Annotated in this window: 15 protein-coding genes and 1 other RNA gene; 3 read left to right on the top strand and 13 right to left on the bottom strand. The window is 56.3% G+C overall.

From position 1 onward, the window contains the following. Positions 1-3: 3 nt before the first annotated feature. The 3 genes from pepN to KF767_00195 form a co-directional block, all read right to left on the bottom strand. Entirely contained in the window at positions 4-2,643 is a 2,640-nt protein-coding gene (pepN, locus tag KF767_00205) for an aminopeptidase N (GenBank protein MBX3016279.1), read from the bottom strand. Between the two features lie 49 nt (positions 2,644-2,692). After that, on the bottom strand, positions 2,693-3,550 hold the full coding sequence (locus KF767_00200; GenBank protein ID MBX3016278.1) for a TIGR02147 family protein: 858 nt from the start codon (positions 3,548-3,550) through the stop codon (positions 2,693-2,695). 509 nt (positions 3,551-4,059) lie between these two features. After that, complete coding sequence (locus KF767_00195) at positions 4,060-4,908, bottom strand: hypothetical protein (GenBank protein ID MBX3016277.1); 849 nt, start codon at positions 4,906-4,908, stop codon at positions 4,060-4,062. Positions 4,909-5,056: 148 nt separating this feature from the next. Here KF767_00195 and KF767_00190 point away from each other — a divergent pair, with 148 nt between their 5' ends. Then, a complete protein-coding gene (locus KF767_00190; protein MBX3016276.1) occupies positions 5,057-5,572 on the top strand; it encodes a GNAT family N-acetyltransferase in 516 nt (171 codons plus the stop codon). Between the two features lie 49 nt (positions 5,573-5,621). Here KF767_00190 and KF767_00185 read toward each other — a convergent pair whose 3' ends face one another. The 3 genes from KF767_00185 to KF767_00175 form a co-directional block, all read right to left on the bottom strand. Further along, positions 5,622-7,049 (bottom strand): hypothetical protein, encoded by a 1,428-nt coding sequence (locus KF767_00185; GenBank protein MBX3016275.1) that lies wholly within the window; start codon positions 7,047-7,049, stop codon positions 5,622-5,624. 150 nt (positions 7,050-7,199) lie between these two features. Beyond that, complete coding sequence (locus KF767_00180; protein MBX3016274.1) at positions 7,200-7,841, bottom strand: DsbA family oxidoreductase; 642 nt, start codon at positions 7,839-7,841, stop codon at positions 7,200-7,202. After that, a complete protein-coding gene (locus tag KF767_00175; protein ID MBX3016273.1) occupies positions 7,838-8,569 on the bottom strand; it encodes a M48 family metallopeptidase in 732 nt (243 codons plus the stop codon). Before KF767_00175 ends, KF767_00180 begins: the two co-directional genes overlap by 4 nt. 35 nt (positions 8,570-8,604) lie before the next feature. Here KF767_00175 and KF767_00170 point away from each other — a divergent pair, with 35 nt between their 5' ends. Beyond that, positions 8,605-9,555 carry a serine/threonine protein kinase gene (locus KF767_00170; protein MBX3016272.1) on the top strand — a complete coding sequence of 317 codons (951 nt, stop codon included), beginning with the start codon at positions 8,605-8,607 and terminating at the stop codon, positions 9,553-9,555. On the opposite strand, the gene KF767_00165 is transcribed toward KF767_00170, so the two are convergent. From KF767_00165 to KF767_00135, 7 genes are all read right to left on the bottom strand, one after another. Beyond that, on the bottom strand, positions 9,552-9,896 hold the full coding sequence (locus KF767_00165) for a hypothetical protein (GenBank protein ID MBX3016271.1): 345 nt from the start codon (positions 9,894-9,896) through the stop codon (positions 9,552-9,554). The two genes, KF767_00170 and KF767_00165, sit on opposite strands and share 4 nt — an antisense overlap. After that, positions 9,893-10,372, bottom strand: coding sequence for a hypothetical protein (locus KF767_00160; protein MBX3016270.1), 480 nt, complete (start codon positions 10,370-10,372; stop codon positions 9,893-9,895). The genes KF767_00165 and KF767_00160 overlap by 4 nt, the downstream gene beginning before the upstream one ends. A gap of 99 nt (positions 10,373-10,471) precedes the next feature. Then, positions 10,472-11,983, bottom strand: a complete 1,512-nt coding sequence (locus KF767_00155; protein ID MBX3016269.1) for a hypothetical protein — start codon at positions 11,981-11,983, stop codon at positions 10,472-10,474. Positions 11,984-12,020: 37 nt separating this feature from the next. After that, positions 12,021-12,569 (bottom strand): prepilin-type N-terminal cleavage/methylation domain-containing protein, encoded by a 549-nt coding sequence (locus tag KF767_00150; GenBank protein ID MBX3016268.1) that lies wholly within the window; start codon positions 12,567-12,569, stop codon positions 12,021-12,023. Further along, a complete protein-coding gene (locus KF767_00145) occupies positions 12,566-14,347 on the bottom strand; it encodes a hypothetical protein (GenBank protein MBX3016267.1) in 1,782 nt (593 codons plus the stop codon). The genes KF767_00150 and KF767_00145 overlap by 4 nt, the downstream gene beginning before the upstream one ends. Next, positions 14,344-16,143, bottom strand: coding sequence for a hypothetical protein (locus KF767_00140; protein ID MBX3016266.1), 1,800 nt, complete (start codon positions 16,141-16,143; stop codon positions 14,344-14,346). Before KF767_00140 ends, KF767_00145 begins: the two co-directional genes overlap by 4 nt. Then, complete coding sequence (locus tag KF767_00135; protein ID MBX3016265.1) at positions 16,103-19,039, bottom strand: hypothetical protein; 2,937 nt, start codon at positions 19,037-19,039, stop codon at positions 16,103-16,105. Before KF767_00135 ends, KF767_00140 begins: the two co-directional genes overlap by 41 nt. Before the next feature lie 410 nt (positions 19,040-19,449). On the opposite strand from KF767_00135, the gene ffs reads away from it, so the two are divergent. Continuing rightward, an RNA gene (ffs, locus tag KF767_00130) (signal recognition particle sRNA small type) lies at positions 19,450-19,546 on the top strand. Positions 19,547-19,573: the final 27 nt, after the last annotated feature.

Raw genomic sequence — 19,573 nt, 5'->3', positions numbered from 1 at the left:
TCCCTAAAAAGAGCGACGGATACGTTGGCAGCGCTCGTCTTCTTCCAAGGACATCTTGATGCTTTTCAGAACCATCGGGTTGATATCGCGATCTTTCTCGATGGTTTCTTTCAGCTTCACGGACGCTTTCGTCTCGCAACGCAAAGGCAGAAGCCCTTGGATGACGGTGCGGCTGCGCGCCTCGTCCTCGGAATTTTTGTTTTTTGCGAGATAGTCGAAGAACGCGGGCTCGTATTTGATTTTCAGCGCGTCCTGCTCTTGCGGAAACAGCGAGTACGCCACGACCTGCAGCTCTTCCAGCGGGCGGCTGGCCGTTTTGCTGGTGATCTCATTCACCCATTTCGATTTGACCTCCGCCGCAGGCGTGATCGCCTCGACCGCCAACGCGGACTTCGCGCCCCGGTCGGAACGGTCTTCGGCCTTCAGGCGTTCGAAGGCTTCGTTCGCACTCGCGTGATTGAAACGCACCAGCTGACGCACGATCCCCCACTTCCGATCGGGATCCAGCGGCATCCGCGTCGACACCCGATTCGCCTTCAACCATCCCGCCATCGCGTCCAGCCCGGTGGGCGTCTCGCTGAAGCGGATCAAGTTGTCGACCCAGAATTTCTCCCCGTCCGAACCTGAACTCGTCAGCTTCAACCGCGCGAGGAAATCGGTTTCGAACTTACGCACGAACTCCGTCCGCGCCGCACGCTGCTCATCCGAATCGACGGGCCAGTAGGTCAGAACCGACGAGCCCCCGCCCACCGTGCCGACCACCTGCTGCAGGATGATCTCGTCCGTTTCACGTTGGAAATTCCGTTCGACGATGGCGACGTAGTTTTTCAAAGGCAGTTCGCTTTCGCGCACCATCCGCCACAGGTCGTTCCATACGAGCGACCGCACCAACAAGTCCTGGATATCGGACAGACGGGTTTCCAGAAGTTTCAGGCTGTTCGGGTCGAGCTTCACGTTCACGTAAGCGTGATCGCCGTTGTTCGGGTAAACGAAGTCCGGGCACGCCCAATCGCCCTTCAGCGTCAGCGGCGCGGGACCGTTCAGCTCGGCACGGACCTGCTTCAACGCAACGACGCGATCGCCCTTCAATCCGAAAAGACCGACCTCCAAGGCCTGCGGGCGGAACTGTGCCCCTTTCGAGGGCGTCATGGTCAGCGTGATCGCTTTCAGTTTATCGCCTTCGCACGCCCAATTTGTGGCGACCTGATCGGTCCCACTTTGCCGCAACCAACTATCCGCCCACAAGGTCAGGTCTTTTTGCGTATGCGCCTGCAGCGAGCCGATGAAATCCGGCAGCGTCGTGTTTTTGTACGCATAGGTCTTCATATAATCCTGAATCCCTTTGCGAAAGGCCGTTTCGGTCATGTAGTAGCGCAGCTGCTTCATCACCGCGGCGCCCTTGTTGTAGGTGATGCCGTCGAAATTCGCGAGCGCCTCTTTCACGCGGCTGACCTGGGCCTCGATGGGGTGGGTCGTTTCCATCGCGTCCTGCATATACGCCCAACGCTTCAGATTCGCGGCGAAGCCCTGCCACTCCTCTTTGAATTCGGTCGACTGCGCCACCGCGATCGAAGACATCAGGGTCGCGAAACTTTCGTTCAGCCACAGATCGTTCCACCACGCCATCGTGACCAGATCGCCGAACCACATGTGCGCCATTTCGTGCAGCATCAGACCCGCGACGCCACGACGTTGACGGCGCGTGGGGTTTGAGCGCGTCACCGAGCTTTCGGTGTAAGTGACGGCGGCGACGTTTTCCATGCCACCGAAGGAAAACTCCGGAACGATCAGTTGATCGTACTTTTTGAACGGGTACTTCACGCCGAAATAGTTTTCGAAGAAGCGAAATCCCTGCTTCGTGATCATGAACCAGTCGTTCGAGTTCAAGTATTTCGCCAGCGCCGGGCGCACGAAAATCCGCAACGGCACGTCACCGTACTGATCGCGCATCATCTGGTAAGGACCCGCATGCAGCGAAAACAGGTAGGTCGCGATTTTCGGCGTCGGCGGGAAATCCCACACTTGGTGCGAACCCGAAGCTTTTTTCGAGGTCTCCATCGTCGCGGTGACGACCTGCCACTTCATCGGCGCGGTGACCTGAAGCTTCAAGGTCGCGCGCAAATCCGGCTGATCGAAGCAAGGCATGAAGCGATTGGCGTCGAAGGGCTGAAATTGGGTGTGCAGATAGAACTGCCCGTCTTCCGGATCCTTAAAGCGGTGAAGTCCCTGTCCCGTCCGCGAATACTTTTGCGCGTAATCGATCGCCACCGTGTTCGCCCCCGCTTTCAGCGCGGCCGCCGGCAATTCCACCCAGTAGTCTTTCTTGATCGTCAGCGGCTGCGCCTGGCCGTTGATTTCGATCCGGGTCACCCGTCCTTCGAAAAAATCCACGCGCAAGGCCTGCGCAGGGTCCTTCAGATCGAAATTCAAAGTGGCGCTTCCCAAAAACTCGTCGCCTTCGGGAGTCAGATCAACCTTCAATGTGTAGGCGACGTTATCCAAACGGGCTTTACGTGATTGCGCTTCGGTCCACAGCAGATCCGAGCCTTGGCCTACGCCACGCAGGCGCGCGTCCCCACCAATAGAGGACGTGGAGCAGCTCAAAAGAAATAGCCAAATTCCGGCAAGTAGAATGCGCAACATGGTGGGCCTCCGTTGGAAGGTCCCACGCTATGTCTTTCGCGCGCGAATGTCAGGTCGTAGCTTTATCCGTCACGGGGAAAAGTTGCAGATTCAATTGGTACACGCGCTCACCGGGTGTCTGCATCCGCTGAGTCGAGATGTCCTTGTGAACCTGTTTGCGCATCTGACGAAGTTTGAAACGCAGCTCTTCGAACTCGTTTTGCGTCAACGCCAGCGTGAGCGTTCCGAATTCCCGCTCGGTGGGAGAATCTTGATACAAGCTCTCCAAACCGAGCAGCATCAGCTGCGCTTGCAACTTACGGATCAACGCGACGGGAATCTCTTCCAGCCCGTCACCGCGATTTTTAGATTTGGTGTAGATGCCGGTCGCTTCGTCGAAAAGGACCTCGCCGCTGTCGACCAAGGATTTGATCGCCGCTTCGATTTCGTCCGATTTCGCTTTCCCGCGCAGAAGTTCGCGCAGATTTTCGATTTTGAAATCGACGCCCGCCTGATCCATCACCGCGTACAAAACCCACGCGACCCAGCTGGGGAGCTTATCCCAAGCTTTGCGATCGATTTCGCCAGCCTTCAGCTGGCGTTCGACGCGCATGTCGGACAGGTCCTTCAAGAGCAAGTTCCGCTCGGAAGGGTCCGCGCTTTGGTTGAAATTCACCAGCATGCGGAACTGATCCGCGTCGGCTTTCGACAGACCCGTCGCTTTCGCGAAACGTCCGATCATTTCGACGGACAGGTTACGCTTACCTTCGATGATCATCTTCAGATAATTCGGCGATTTGATGTTCGCGGCGGCCGCGAAAGTCGAATACGAATAGGGACGCAGACTCTTTTTGGTCTGCTCGCGGCGGAACAGGTAAAAATCCTGCAGGAACCGGCGGTAGTCCATGTAGTCCGCCACCATCGGCATCGCGGTGCCGGGCTCACTGATGGGCTTCGACGCCGTCGGAGTGGTTTTAACCAAAGTCTTCTTCGTGGAGGTGGACGTTTCGGCGACGCCTCCACCCACCAAAGGTGAAGCCGGACTCAAAAATCCATTCGCCAGCAGACTTTGCGCGGCGGCGTTGATGGTGCGTCCAAAACCTTGATTTTCGAGAATGCGGAGAGCCTCGCTCGAGGCCTGAGAAACGCTCAAGGACTTTTCGCCCTGACTCGTCTGCTGTTGGCGCTGTTCATTGCGCTTCAACATTTGCGCGCGAGCTTCTTCTTCCGTAAGGGGTCGAACCTGCTCTTCGATTGATCCGTCTTTGAAGTTCAGGCTCGCCGTCGCATTGACCGCGAACACCGATTTCGACGGTTGTTCCGTTTTCTTTTCCATTTGTCCCCCCCGAGTCCGTTCAAGAGCGAGATACGATTCGCATCGTATTTCACCCCTGAATGGAGCGAGGCTCAAGCTTTCGCTTTCGCCCCGCTATTGACTCAGCGCAGACGACGGAAAGTCAGCTGGATTTCGCCGATAAAAACCTCACCTTGGACAGCCAATTGGATCCGCTCGCCGCGGAAACCCATGTCGGCCCCACGGTAGGGACGCAGGCTGTAGGCGCTTGCGTAACCGGGACGGCCCGAGTCGAAGACGCGGACGCTGTCTTCCACGCGACCGTTGACGACCAACGCCAGATCCGAAGCCGAACCGGGACGGTAAGTACGGCCGTCGACGACGACGACCTGCATTCCGGTCAGCTCATAACCGCGCAGACGTTCGATCATCCGGCCGAGCATCAAGTTGATCTCCAGGCTTTCGAAACGCACGGGACGGTTGATGATCAGACGCTCGGTCACCGAAACATCGGGATAACCGTGGCCGGGACCCGGAGGCGGGTAACCGGGACCGTGTCCCGGAGGAGGATAGCCCGGACCGGGGCCGGGGTGCGGGCCCCCGTGACCAGGACGACCGGGGCGATCGGGACGGCCCGGCCGACAGTCGGGATGCCAGCGGTTGCGATCGCAGATGTCACGACCGGGACGACCCGGCCGGCCAGGGCGATAACCACCGCGCTCGATGCGCCCGTCGATCATACCGTTCAAGAAAGTTTCGGAACCGCCCTCGCTATTGCCACCGAATTCGTCGAATACGTCGTCGGGACCCGGCTCACGATCTTCTTCGCGTTCGCCATCCCAGTCGCTATCGGGACCGGTGTTGTCTCGACCGTCCGGATCGCAGAAGTGGGCACCAGGACAATCATCGTCCGGTGTCGAATTGCTTGTGGCGTGAGCTTGTGACACCAGCGCCAAGGCGAAAATCAGGGCCAAAAGGGCCGACTTTTTCATGTAATCCCCCGTATTCGAATTAAGAGAGGCGTTTTGCGCCTACTCTGGCAATGCGTGGTGGTCATAGCAACGGCTAGGCCAGGTGTCACGAATGCCGCTCTGGGTAAGGATTTCCTGGTGCACCATCCCCGTCATATAAGAGCAGAATATGACTGACACACTCCGTCCCGCTGTTTCGACTGATGCCCCCGCCCTCGCCCGCTTGGCGGAACAGACCTTTCGCGCGACCTTCGCGGCCGACAACGCGCCCGAAGACCTCGATCTTTATTGCCGAACCCACTACACGCCCGAGATCCAAGCCGCCGAAATCGCCGATCCCCGCCGTGAAATCTGGGTCACCGAAAAAGCGGGTGAGCTGATCGCCTACTTCATGTTGACCGAAGGTACGCGCGAGCAAGGCGTCACCGGTGAGCGGACTTTAGAGCTGCAACGTATTTACGTCGACGCCCGTTTTCACGGGCAAGGAATCGCGCAGAAGTTGATGGAGCAGGTCTTACGGCGAACGCGCGAGCGCGGTTGCGATTCGTTATGGCTGGGCGTCTGGGAGCACAACCGCCGCGCCCTCGCCTACTACGCGAAGCACGGGTTCAAAGAGGTCGGCGAACACACCTTCGTGCTCGGCAACGATCCCCAACGGGATTTGATCTTGGAGTTGGCGCTGTAAAAAGTGATGACCCCGCCGCTCTTACGAGCGACGAGGCCACCGGGGGGGATTAAAGTTCAGAGCGAACCCGCATCTCATTCAAGATGGTGCGGATTTCCAGAACGTCGCGCACGGTGTGCGGGATCCGGATGTAAGTCACGTCAAGGTCGGTCTGCGCGCCACCCGAGAAACCGTAGTTCAGGGTGAATTCACGACGGCCGTCGTTGGTCAACAAGTGCACCGACTTCAAAGACTGTTGCAGCGAAGATTTGAAGCCGCTGCGTGCGTCTTGGTCGTAAAGATCCTGGATTTCGAGATCGCGACGCCATTCCACATTCGTCAGGATCGACTCTTTCGGCGCCAGCAAAGGACCGCGAGCCGAAACCACTTGGTTGTCATTCATCAGCGCGGTGATTTTCATTCCCGAAGCGCCATGGATGACTTCGAACGAATCGACGATCACGGTTTTCACGCTCTCGAGCACGGCCGAGTTGGTCTTCGCGAAATATCCGTAGAACGTGCGAAGCGCGTCGCTGCCGTGGAATTCTTTTTTGTCCGCCATGCTGATGTCCGCGTTGGTCGTGCGGTGCAGAACCCAAACGGGGATTTTCTTCGCGCCGATTTCCAGACGGATCACCATCACGTGGCAACGGCCGCTCGAAGTGTCCGCGCAAACGGCCACACCCGACATCGCCGTTTTTCCGAAGACGCCTTTATCCACGTCGTTCCCGCGACGAACCGAACCGTTCATCACGACCAAACGGGCCGCGCCGCTTTCCGCGGTCAAGGGGCCACCCAGGATCGTGACTTTGTCTTTACCGGACTCTTTGTGATTGATGGTCACCTGCAGAACGCCGTCTTGCAGGTACGCTTTCACGCGCGTGATCGCTTCGGCCGTTTTGTAGTACGCCGACTTGTTTTCAGAGTTCTTCATGCGATCGGCCATCACGGACATGAGGTGATGACGGTAGCCGTCCTCGGCCGCGCCGGTGTACTCGCGCGACAGGAAGCGCGCGTCCGCGCCGGGCGCCGGGGCGGTCTGCTCTCCGGGCGAAGGAAGCGGCGTTCCCGCCTCGTCGGTCGCGGGCGCCACGGGGGCTTTATCAACGACGCCCGAAGGGGCAATCACGCCGCTCGGCGCGACTTCCGCGGGAGCGTCGTCATCCAGCTTATCGCACGCGGGCTCATCGCCCCACACGCACTCCGAAGAGTCCGTCGCCGCCTTCGCCGCGGGAGGTGTCGCCACCGCCACGGTCCCACCGGGTTTCACGGCTTGCGGATCGGTCTGCTCGGGCAGGTTTTTCGCTTTGTCCTTATCTCCGTTCTGGAGTTGGGGCTGAGCATCTGAAGTGGTGGTTTTCGCGGGCTGCGCGGGCCGCGACTGCACACCGGTGATTTGCGAGGTTCCGCCGCTGCCCTTTTTCTGACAAGCCGTCAGATATCCGGTGGCGGTGAATGCCAAAAGAGTGATGAGAAACGGAGTCGTATGCTTTTTCATAAATACCTCGCCAAACAGAGGTATCAGCAATTCCTATTCCGCCGATTTGTACGCGGGATCACTCGGAAATTCGGGTTTCCGTGAGGGCCACCGCCCCCCGGAAACGGAAAATTGTTCGACAGCGGGCCCCGTAAGCGCTTCAAAAACGTCTCAGTTTGAGACGGCCAGCTCGCGGAGAAGCCCTTCGAAGACTTCGCGGGGTTGCGCGCCGCTGATGGCGTGCTCACCTTTGAAGACGAAGAAAGGAACGCCCCGGACGCCGATGGAGCGGGCCTCGGCCTCGCTTTCGTGGACCTGCTTTTCGAAGCGGTCCGAGTTCAAGGCGTCTTTCGCCCCTTGGGCCTCTAGGCCCAGTTCGATCGCCAGCTCGATCAAAACCGCGCGGTCGAAGATGTCTCGTCCCTCGGTGAAATAGGCGCGGTGCAGACGCTCGACCATCTCGTTCGCGCGATGAAACGTCCCCGCCCAAAGCGCCAATCGATGCGCGTCCAGCGAGTCGCCCAAGAAAGTCCCCGGAATATTGAAGTCGATTCCGTCGGCTTGTCCCTGCTGTTTGATACCGTCGAAATTCCGCTGCGCTCGCTCTTCGGTCAAACCATACTTCGTGCGCATCATCTCGAGGATCGGGATCTTCGGACCGCCGGGGCTCAAACGATAAGGACGGTGGACCACCACGAACTGCGAGGTCAAACCGGTCGCATCCAGCGCACGTTCCAACCGACGTTTCCCCATCCAACAGAAGGGGCACACGATATCCGACCACACTTCAATCACGATTTTTTCGTTCGTCATGCGAAGAGCTCCATTTGGTGTTCGTTCAGCCAGCGATCCGCGCGTTCATGATGGGGCGAGAATTTTTCGACCAAATTCCAAAACGCCGGCGAGTGGTTCAGATGAACCAGGTGCGCCAGCTCATGCACGACGACCGAATCAATCACGTCGAGCGGCGCGCCGATCAACTTTAGATTGAAGTTCAAATTGCCGCGCGAACTGCAGCTGCCCCAACGCGAACGTTGATTGCGAAAACGCACGTCTTTCGGGCGCACGCCCATCTCGCTCGCGAAATGTTCGACCCGCTCCAAGATCAAAGCCGCCGCTTTTTTGTGGAAGTACGCACGGACCGTTTTCAGCACTTCGTCACGCCCCTCGGCGGATTCGCGCTGGGCGAATTTCTTTTCGGGCCACAGATACCACAGATGGGGCGCTTGAAAGTCGACGATCGGTTTCTTCAGAAAGGTGACGCCCTCTTTCAACGTCAGCAGCTCGCCCAGATACCAGAACTTTTCGCCGAGGGAACCGTCACGATCCGTCCATGTGCGCAAGCCTTCGTACTTCTGATGTTGCAAAAGCATCCAGTCTTTGCGGCTTTCCAGAAAATCCACGATATGCCGACGCGCCAGCCGCAGCGGGACGCTCAGACGAAATTCGCCCGCCGATTGCGCCCGCAACGTCATGTTTTTCAGGCCCGAGCGGCGAATCACTTTGACTTGAAAGCCGCCGATCTCCAGAGTTTCGGGCACAGGCGCAACGGCCTTATCGGATTGGGAGATCGCGCGTGTCAGAGACCAAAACCTCATTTTACGGATTAGAGCCCGAAATCATCCTCGAGGCAATCGAGTCGCAGAAACTGCGCCCCACGGGGGAGTTGCGACAATTGAATAGTTACGAAAACCGCGTCTTTGAGGTGCTTTTGGAGGACGGCGACCGCAAGGTCGTGAAATTTTACCGTCCCGGTCGCTGGAGCGCCGAAACCATTCAGGACGAGCACGACTTCCTGTGGGAACTCTGGGAGGCCGACGTCCCCGTCGTTCCGCCGGAGCGTCTACAAAACAAGACCCTTCATACCCACGCCGGCCTTCTGTACACGGTTTTCCCCAAAGCCTACGGCCGCATGCCCGACGAGATTTTGCCGCGCGAAACCGAGTCCGTGGGACGCCTGCTCGCGCAAATGCATATGATCGGTGCGGAACGTGACTTCGAGCATCGCCCCGAGCTCGGTTTTTCCCCCTACACTCCGGAAGACGTGCTGATGCACCTCGAGCGTTTCGTTTCACCCGAAATGTGGCCGCGTTACCGCGACGCCGCGGAAGACCTCATCATTCGTTTCGAAGACGAAATCGATCCCGACTCTTATCAACGCATCCACGGCGATTTCCATCGCGGAAACCTACTCTCCAATCGTGACGGATTTTTGCTCGTCGATTTCGATGACTGCATGCACGGGCCCATCATTCAGGATTTCTGGATGATCCTGCAAAGTCTGACGGAAGAAGACCGCGAATCCCTGATCCGCGGCTACGAAGATTTGCGCGAATTTCCCGATGAGCAGATGGCGTGGATTCCCGTGCTGCGGGGACTGCGTATCTTGAACTACGCGGGCTGGATCGCGCGGCGTTGGGACGATCCTTCGTTCCCTAAAATCTTCCCGGAATTTGGAACTTACCGCTACTGGGCCGAGGAAACCGAAGCGCTCGAGGCGATTCTACGCGGCCGTGTCGATTTTTAAAGGCCGCCGCAACCGGTAAGGGCGCGGTCAAAACACGCCTTCGAATCGAACGAGGTCGTCGAGCGGCAAGTGGCGTGGCTTTTCGGAACGCAGTCCTTCATGTTCGCGCCCAAACCACAGGCCTTGGTCGCCTTATCGAAGCACTCATTCGGAGAGTAACTGCTGTTCGAGCGGCAATAGGTTCGAACTTTTTCGATGCAGGAGGGATCCGCGGCACCCAAGCCGCCCACCTCACTGCAGCGGTAACGTTTGCCCGAGGTATCGTCGACTAGCGTGAAGGATCCCCACGCCGGCAGCGCCCCCAGAACCATGACCGCGATCACGGCACGCAGGAACTTCATGATTTCGGTTCGTCTTTCGGAACAAGTTTGTACTTCGAGAACAAACGATTGGCGGCGTCGGCAAGCTCTTCAAAGAAGTCGCGTTCGCGGAAACGAATTTCACCCTGCTTGTCGGGTTTGCTGGCCATTTCGTCCATGATCTTGGTCATTTTGTAGATCGGGCCGCAAATCCGGTGCGATACGTACAGCATCTGCAGCGTCGAAACGAGCAAAACGACCATCGAGCAGCCCACGATGAAAAGAACCTTCACCCATTGGTAGTCGTAGAAATAACGAACCAGCTCGTGATTCGCGGGAAGGCCCGAAGCCTCTAAGCCGGTTTTGAATTTCTCGAAGAAAAAGAACTCGGCGATACCGAAGATAATCAGAAAGTACGCGCCGAAGATGATCCCGTGGATCAACATATAGCTCTGCACTCTGGGGCTGATCCAAATCTGGCCGCGGCGATTGACTTCTTTAGCAGGCTCTTGCGACATGAACACTCCAATGCTGAGGCTTGCAAATATTTGAAGCGCGCCCCTTCTAAAAGTCAAAACGTTTGGCTCGTCAGGAACCCCGACTTTCGGTCAGGCTCCTCACCGAAAGCGAATCACATACCGGCGCGCGACAACCTGACCGAAGACTTTGATTTCGGAACGGTCAACGACCTCGGCCGCGCGTTTCATTCGCTGTTCGATCTCGTCTTGCATCGTGAACGCCGCTTGAGCCTCGGGATGATCGAGCCATGGCGTATTGAGTTTTTGTACGTCGAAATAAACGACCTGACTGTTGCCCGCAGCCGTCAATTCAAGACTGCGAACGGCGACGGCGGGGTCAAAAGGGGGAAGCGCGGTCACACGCCCGTCGCTTTTCGCCGCCCAGAAACGGGCCACGTCATAATGCTGGGGAGTGTAGTAGGTGACCCGTAACTCTTCTTTCAAGATGTGCTCTTCGAAAATGCCCCGCACTCGATCCGCGAAGGTCTCGTCGAACTGACCGGGTTGCCGCAAATGATCCCACATGCGCCCCGACTGCACGAGACCGGACCAGGACGAAATCACCAAGGCGATCATCACGACCACCCTAACGCCAAAATGAGAATCGGCGACGCGGACAAAGGCCAAGATCACGAAATACACCGCCAACGGCGCTAAAAACAAAGCGTGCGAGTACGTCGGGCTCAACATCAGGGCGAAGAACGAAATCAGAAAGAATTTCGTCTCGGAGGGAAGCTCGGTCACCGCCTCACGCAAGCCAATCGCGCGCGTCCGCGTGAAGAGATCTTGGCCAAACTGAATCCAAGCCAACAGGAAAAGAAGCGCGAATCCCACGCCCATCGCGGGAGCCGAGCCGAGAACCCACGCAAAACCGCTGCTGACCGGATCGGTGACCAGCGAGTCGTTCGATTCCCACATCCGCGCCGACGGAGGCCCCATCCAAATTCTGATTCCGTCCACGACCCGCGCGCCCAGTTCCTCCGGGGAAAGATGGAAGTTGTATCCCCCACGGAGCTGCGTGTCCGTCCCCAAATCCGACACCAAGGCCGACACCGAAAGCAAAATGACCAAGGCGGCCACACCGGCCCCCGCCCGCTTCCAGTCGCGCCGATAGACGCCGGCCGCAAGTTCATAAATCCAAAGCAAACGCAGGATCGAGTAATAGAAAAGACCGAGCGTCAGCCATAAGGTTCGCGACCAACGCGCGCGCGCCAGAAAGAAGGCGAGCAAGATCGTCGAAGCTCCCACGCACGGGCCCGAAATGCGACCGTAATAAATGGCGAATGGACTGGCGGCCAGAAGCGCCACGCCCCCCAGCGTGAATTCCCAAGAGGTCCCGCGACGACGCAACAGCCATCCCAGTAAAACTAAATCCGCGAAAGAAAAGATGAAACTCAGAACACGCGCATCGCCGAAGAACTTCTCGGACAAAGCGAAAAGATACGACGACATCGCCTCGAATCGCGTGCTTTCATCGGCGTAAACTCGGAACTGCCCGGTCGCGAGCGCCTGCCGCCCCACCAACAAAACGCGGGTTTGATCCGAATCGATTCCGTACGGGACGTCACGCAGTTCCGTTAACCGCGCCGCAAGTCCCGCGGCGATCAGCATAATGAAAAGAAGGATCGAGGTAAGGTGAAGTCGATTTCTAATAGTCGGCGACATTCGAGACGAGCCTTGTCAGGAACCGCGTCTTGGTGACGTTATTGTCGGGATCGGCGTCGTTATTTTCGGCGTCGTTCTTGTCCTGATAGCTGATTTGCACGATCACCCGGGCCATCGGAATATTCGAAAGCTCCGAACCGACGTAGGTATTGTCGCGCACGCGGATCTTGAAATAGCTGACCCGGTAGTAACAGGCAATCGGATCCGTCGTCAGCATGGCGTTGCGGTCGTAGCACAGGGACTTGCGACCCGTCGTTTTGTCGAAGGCGTCTTTCAACTCGGCGCGAGTCAGATTCGTTTTGAAGAACTCCGGACGCGGCTCGAATGCGGGCAAACCTTTTTCCGAAGACAAGACATCGTTCATGATCGTCAGCATGACCTTTTGCCCGGCCGAAAAGTCAGAAACCCTTCTCACCGTCTGCGCGGTGAAACTTTCCAAACTCATCCAGGCCAGAAGCACCATACCCAAGATCAGCATGGCGATCATGACTTCAACGATGGTGAATCCCTTCTGACTCCGCAGATTCCTCATTTAAACGTATCCTTCGCCAACTGAATCAAAGGCATATTCATCAATGGAGCTTGAACGCCGAACGCATTGCCATTCGCCTCTCCTGACATATCCGTCAGATCTTGTGCGGAACCAATACCGCGGCTTCCGGCCTTCGCTTCCTGAAGCGCGAACATGTCAAACGGCTGCAGGGCTTCGATGTGACTCACAAGCATTGAACCATAGATGAAGGGGCTATCTTTGATGATCATCTTTTTGTAAGCACCGAGCAGAAAATCATTGGCGTTCTTCGAAGAAAGAACCTGTTGCGAAACCTCAAGTTCTTCGGCCGCGTGAATCTGAAAGAATCCCTGGTTGTTGCGGATCATATTATTGCAGTTTTCGGGAGTTTCCGCCGTGGGACAGGTCGAAGCCGCGGGTTTGGGTCCGTATTGCCAATTGAAATTGTTGACCGTTCCGGCTTGTTTCTTGATTCGCGGGAAGCAACGGCAAGGATCACCAACATAGGCGGGATAGGCCTCGATGCCAAACTCGCCGGTGGACATATTCTTACACTGAATCATCGTGCCATTCGTGATCAATTGATCGAACGGGTCCGGCTTACGCACGCTCAAACACGTCCCATCAAAAAGGTATCTTCCCGCCGAAAGGTTCGTAACAAGTCCACGCCGAAACTTCGTGCGGAAAAGCTGCAGGTCATTGTTCGTGAACTTGGTCAGGATGCTTCCGGAGATGAAAACCGTATCGTGGAAATTCGGCAGATCCGACAAAGAATCCACGTCGATATTTCCGTTGAAGTAAACGCGACCGCGAATGTTTGACGAAGGATGGATTCGCATCGACTTTTTGAAGCTATCCGTCGGCTGCGCCGGGGTTGAGTTGTCGACCGGGAACAGGACAAAAAGGCTGAAATCTTTTTGCGTCGGCGTACGGAGAGCGAAACTTTCCGTATCTACGAAACGCTTCGATTCCGCCCCCTTTTTCAGTTCGACTTCCGAGCGAATTTTGTAAAAACGTTCGCTCAGCTTACCGACAAATCCCATATCGTCCGTGAAGAAATCGACGGTCACCGAAGCCTTGATTTCAAAACCCGAATTACGATCTTGGCCAAGCTCCAACAAGCGTTGTCCCAGATAGATGGGAATCGAATTCTGCGGATTGATGAACCAATCGAGATCCTCGCCGCCGCCGCTCGCTTTCTTCGAGTATTTGTAGACCATGCGGAACATTCCCGGCGGCAACGGATTACCATCGGCATCGTTCGTCACGAAAACGTCGGCCATCGTCTCTTTTTTAAACTGATCGATATTCCAAATTTGCGCGTTCCGATCCGCGCGCGACCACTGCTTCAGGTACATGTCTTGGATCAATTTCGTGGTCATTTGAGGTTGACGGACCATCACCGGACAGAACACCGGCTCGCCATTGATGCTTAAAGTCCCAAGAAAATTGGCCAAGGTATCGTACCCACCGCAAACGTTCGTCACGTTCATGACGTTCGCGAAATTCGATTGCGACGGAGAATCCTTCCAAAGCTGAAGGATACTGTCGCGGCGTGAGCTATCGATCTGCAGAGGCGCATTGATGAAAGTCACCTTGTCGTACGAAAGCATATACTTCGTATGCTCACGCAAGTCGCTCGCCAACATCTGCGCCTCGAGCTGGATGTCCTCGTCGCTCAAGGAGTTCAAAACCTGCGAAACCAGGTTCGAAACGACGTACGCGATGATCCCGATCACCGCGGCAACCACCAACATCAGAACCATCACCGAACCGGACTGACTGGATCGCTTCGTCATTTGCAACTCACCGTAAGCTTGAGGGGGTCTTTCATTTTGTACGGCGCCGGGGGCTTCAAGCTGACGCTCGTCAAAACGACCGATGGATCCGGCGGCAACTCCTCGCAGCACGCCCGAGCTTGTTTGTCGCTCCACTCGCATTCGACCGGGAAGTTGTGCGGAATGATTTCTCCGGTTTTCGTATTCACAATATGTTTGGGGTAAGAGCAGGCCCCACTTGGCTGACAACGAATTTTTTCACCGACCTCGAGATCGAAAACGGTCGTGCTATCACCGACGAAGATACCGATGGTGTCCTGGCACGAAATCTTTCGATTCTGGAGCGTTCCGGGATCGAAGAAAGACAGCTCCGCGGCCAATTCCACACCGCCCGAAACGTGACAAAGCAGTTCCGACAGATTGGACGGCGTCCCTTGAAGCTTCAGCGCGTCCGAAGAAGTGACGATATCGTTCGGGTTCATCCCTCTGGCGAGTCCTTCGACCTCTCCCGCGTTCATACAGCAGATCTTCGCGTCATCCTTTAGCTTCGGGGCAATGTCCAACCGGATGTTACCCAAAGCGACCTCGCTGACGGCTCCCGAAACACGATACAGCTTGCGCAGGGGAATCGTGATCGGTGGTGTTCCGGATGGTCCGATACAGTTCTTCTTCGATTCCGGAACATTCAACACAAAACCCACTTCCTGGGCCTGGATATAGCACGTGGGGAAAACGTTCTGCCGACTGACGAAAGTCGTCTGCACGAAACGATTCAGGGTTTTGGTCGACGCCAAGACGAAGCGCATGGTGTTTTTGATCTGACGACGATCGTACATCTGACCGTCCACGCAACGCAGCCGGGGCGTATCCACGAAATCTTTAGGACAGCCTTTCTGATTTCGCTGGAATTCCGCGGCGGGGCTCAAAGCCATCAAATCTAAAGTCGCCCAAGTCGTTCCTTCGATCTCTTCAAAGTCTTCGGCGGTCAGCGTACTGCCGACCTCTTGGCGCTTTTGATATTGGATCGTCAAATCGAAATATTCGAACTTCTCGACGAACTTCGCCGTATACTGGTCCCCTTGAGTCTGCGGATAGATCCGTACGAAGATCGCGTCTTTTTCCACGACGTAGTTCGCGATATGGAAGCGCATCACGACGACGTTTTTCATGCCCTTAGCGGAAGCCATGGCCTTCATCTGCGAAAACGAAGTGCTGCCCGACGAGTTGATTTTGCAGTCGCCCGCATCGGGCGCCAAGACCGCATCCGCGATGCGGATTCGGCCCGCCAACGCGTCGACCTCACGAATCGTGAAAAGTCCCGAAACCGAAGAGTTTTCGGCGTTCGCGATCACGACGAGGTCACCTTTGCTAAACATGCTGACGTCGGACAAGGTCAATCCGTCACTCGTGGAGTCGTCGATCGCCCCCAGCGCGGTCGAGCTCACGAAGGGTAAGGAAAATCCCCTCGACGCATCCGGATCGGTGGTTTCGGTGACCGGCATAACGCGAATATGACCGTCAACGGCCCGAATCGATTCGGTCTTAAAGATTTTCGAGTCACCCGTGCACGACAACAGCGGCGAACGCACGATCTGCGCCGACGTGAAGTGCTGGTTGAACATTCGAATGGTCGTAGGAGATTCCGCGGATTCGACCAGCCGATCAAGGCTGGTCTTCGCGAGCTGATTCGTCATCTGAATCGGGGCTGCGACCAGTACGGCCAGCAGCCCCATGATGAACGTAACGATGACTAGTTCAACGATCGAGAGCCCGAGCTCACTTCTGCGACATCTTTTGACCGGACGAGATGTACTCATAGAAGTAGTGATCCTCGACGTTCATGTAGCGTTTATGCTTGTGGTTGAAGTACGAGGACGTAAGCGTCTTACCTTCCGCGCCCTTCCGAGCGTAGTTAGTGTACTGCAAAGGCAGCTCAAAGACACCGTGGATTTCGAGGGCTTCGATTTCACCCGGATCGACTTTCGCGTTCCGGTTGCGATCGAACCAAAGTCCCAGCTCTTTGAAGGCCTTGTCTTTGCGGTTGATCTTGCCGTCCTTGTTCGAGTCCAGTTTCGCCAGCGAAAGGAATCCGTTTTTCGCTTTGTAGTCCCCGAACAGTTCCTTGATCGAAGTTACGTTTCCTTTTTTGTCCGGACGGACCAGGAACGCGACTTCGTCATTGTTGATCGGCCAATCCAGGACGCGGGCACGGCCATCGCCACGGATATCGAACTGACGAGCCAGATCGAAGCTCCGCGAGACGGTGATCCCGTTCCCTGCGATGTCGACGATGATCGGCGACCAAGAGACCGCGACCTCGTTGTAATCCAGGCCTGAACCAGGGCAAACCGGGATACGGAACTGACCTGCGATATTGCCGCCACCCGAAGTGGGGTTGCTCGCGGTCATGGCCGTGTCGCTCGTCGTACAGTTCTGCTGGCTGATATTGTTCGAGCTACAGAAGTGTCCCGGAGGCGCGTTCACGCCATCGCAGACACCCGATCCGAAGTAACGAACCGTGAAGGTCACGTCTTTCACGCAATCTCTGGGCGCCGTCGACTTTTTGAACGAGTAGATCGGCAGACGAGGATTCGACGGATCGTCATCCACGGGAATCGGCTTGGTCGTCGACTTCAGGTCCGTACCCGCCTTGGTCGCATCACCCGCGAAACGGCAAGGAATACAAGCGTAACCGTTGGTCTGACCGAAGGCCGGCTTATACTTGGTGTAGTGCTTGGGCGAATCACCACCGAAGCTGGTGTAAGGGATGATCCCTTCGTTCTCCAGGGTCGCGGTGACGTTCTCACCCGCACGTTGATATTTCGCCGCGCAACCGAGCGCGCCGAGCATCATCTGATTGTAACCCGAGAAACGAACCGCCATGGTGGGGCCGCACTCTGCCTGCTCGACGATGTTACAACCGGGTTTGTAGACTTCCATCGTGGTGGGAACCGAAACCGTTTGGCAACCGTACTTATTACAGACGGTCGTATTCTTGGTCACGGTTTTCACTTCACGACACTGATCGTGAGTTTCAAAAGGCTTCTCGGTCGAAACACCAAGCTGGCTCGCCTTGATATCCCAGCACTCTTTCTTCACCGGGTCGTTCGCGTTACAAGTCGCTTCGTTCTTCGCCATCGACTTCACGAGGTTCGGCGGGAACGAGTGTGTCGCATATTCGGGAACCAAGTGCATGATTTCCAAAGAAACGCGGCCCGAAGCCAAGTCTTTCAACTGGTAAGGCTTCGAGAAGGTACACATCTGCACGCCCGCGAGCTCGGGTCCGATCTCTTTGTCGGAACGCGTGGGCACACCGATCGTCATGACGCTACAAGAAGCATTCACGAAAGGAACGATGTAGTCCGCGGGAGTTCCATCATCACCAGCCAGATCCATCGAATAAAGCGGGAATCCACCGGGATCCGAGGATCCACGCAATTCCTTACCGTCTTTAATGATGGAACGTGCCAGGTAAGCTTGGAAGACGACGGTTTCGTTTTCACCGACGTTTTGCAGAAGTGCCATTTGCGACAGGGCGTAGTTCGAAAGGTCGAGCTCTCCCCACGCGATCGGATCGTCACCCACTTTATTGTTCGCGGGATTGAACGACTTCGCGACGATGACGGCTTTAGCAAATTTGCGGTACTCGACGGTCGGGTGAACGACTTCGCCGTTCGTTCCGACTTCGATCGCGCCCTGGATCGACGCCGCCGCGTTCAAGACACCGCGGAAAGGAATCTCGGGAGCGCTTTTTCCGTACTTCGCTTCGTTACCCGGGAACATGATTTCGGGTTTGTAACCTGTCGTCTGGGGCGCCTTATTGGCCTTATCCCAGAAATAGTACCGGCGCAGACCACCGAAGAATCCGCAATCACCGTAACGTGACAGACCGATCGAGTAGTTCTGACCGACGGGCTTCACTTTGATACTACATTCGAGCGCTTGGCCCGCTTTGATTTTCACGTTCGCCGAAACCGTCGAGACGACGTTCAACGGGGGATTTTCCCACAGACCATTCTGATTGGGTCCGCCATTCCATTTAATAGAGGTGACTTCCGCGCCCTGACCGGTCACGCCCGTCACGCTCGCGGTGAAGAGGAGTTTTCCGTTGGAAACGCGAACTTCCGGAATCGCTTCGTTTTCGGGAATCGGATCCAACGCACCCGAAACGATCACACGGCACTTGCCGTTACGGAGCGGAGGATAGATGGGCGTATCGGGGTTCTTCCAGTTCGCACGGGTGAACTGGAAAAGCGCCGGAGCTTCATCGACTTGCTCGACGTGCCCGGTGATTTCGCCTTCATTGATGACGACAGTCTTGTCGGTTTTGTTCTGCACCAAAACTTCCGCGACCAGGGTGCGGTTTTTGGTCAGCTGAACGTTCTTTTCGGTCGCCTGGTACACGGTACAGACGTTCGAATCCGAACCGCACGCGGGGAATTTGATCGAATCGATCAGATTCTGCACGGGCAGCTTATCGAGCTTCACGTCGGCTTCGCTGACATAACAGTAAGCCTTGAAGAGCACGATATCGGGGAAGGTGACGGGAACACCAATCTGAAGCGCGTCGCCCGCGGCATCCTTCAGATTGTAACGTCCCGGATCGTCGATGGTCGACGTGGACACCACGTCACACTTCACCGACGTGGGAACCGGCGTGGGGCCCGTCTCCGTCGTCGCAAATGCAGTTGCCTGCACCATCAGCAATGCCACAACAAGCAGCAAACCTTGGCCGCATTGTGTGACGCTTCTAAGAATGGAATTTCCAAAAGTGGACGTCGTCATGTCACCTCTCCGGGTTTTCTCCGTGTGAAACAATTGTGTCAGAAATTTAAGCGGAATTACAAATTTTGGCACAACAAACGCCCATTATTGGCACTTTCGTCTCACGCTGAAACAAAATTGCCTTAAAACTAGGCGCATCAAAGCTGGCGGAGAGACGCTCCAGACAGGGATATCCGGCCGAGCCGAGACTCGTTCCTAGACGTCGCTCGCACCTCTTTGAGGCGCATCGACGCATAGTGTTTAACGCGAAATACCTTACGTCACATAAATGTGGAAATCCTCCGCGTTGAGGATCGAGAGCACTCGACAATTCTAGAGCGAGAACCTACAACTTCCGATGCCGGGTCCTTCCAGGAACCCTTCTGATAACCCCGCTAGGCCCGGAAGGGAGCAACGGTACCCAGAAGTCTCCGTGAGAAGGGGTGCCCGGCACTTTTCGATTTCCACCACACGCTCACGATC

Source organism: Pseudobdellovibrionaceae bacterium (assembly GCA_019637875.1).
GTDB lineage: Bacteria > Bdellovibrionota > Bdellovibrionia > Bdellovibrionales > Bdellovibrionaceae > JAHBUW01.
This window is presented reverse-complemented; position numbering and strand designations above follow the sequence as displayed.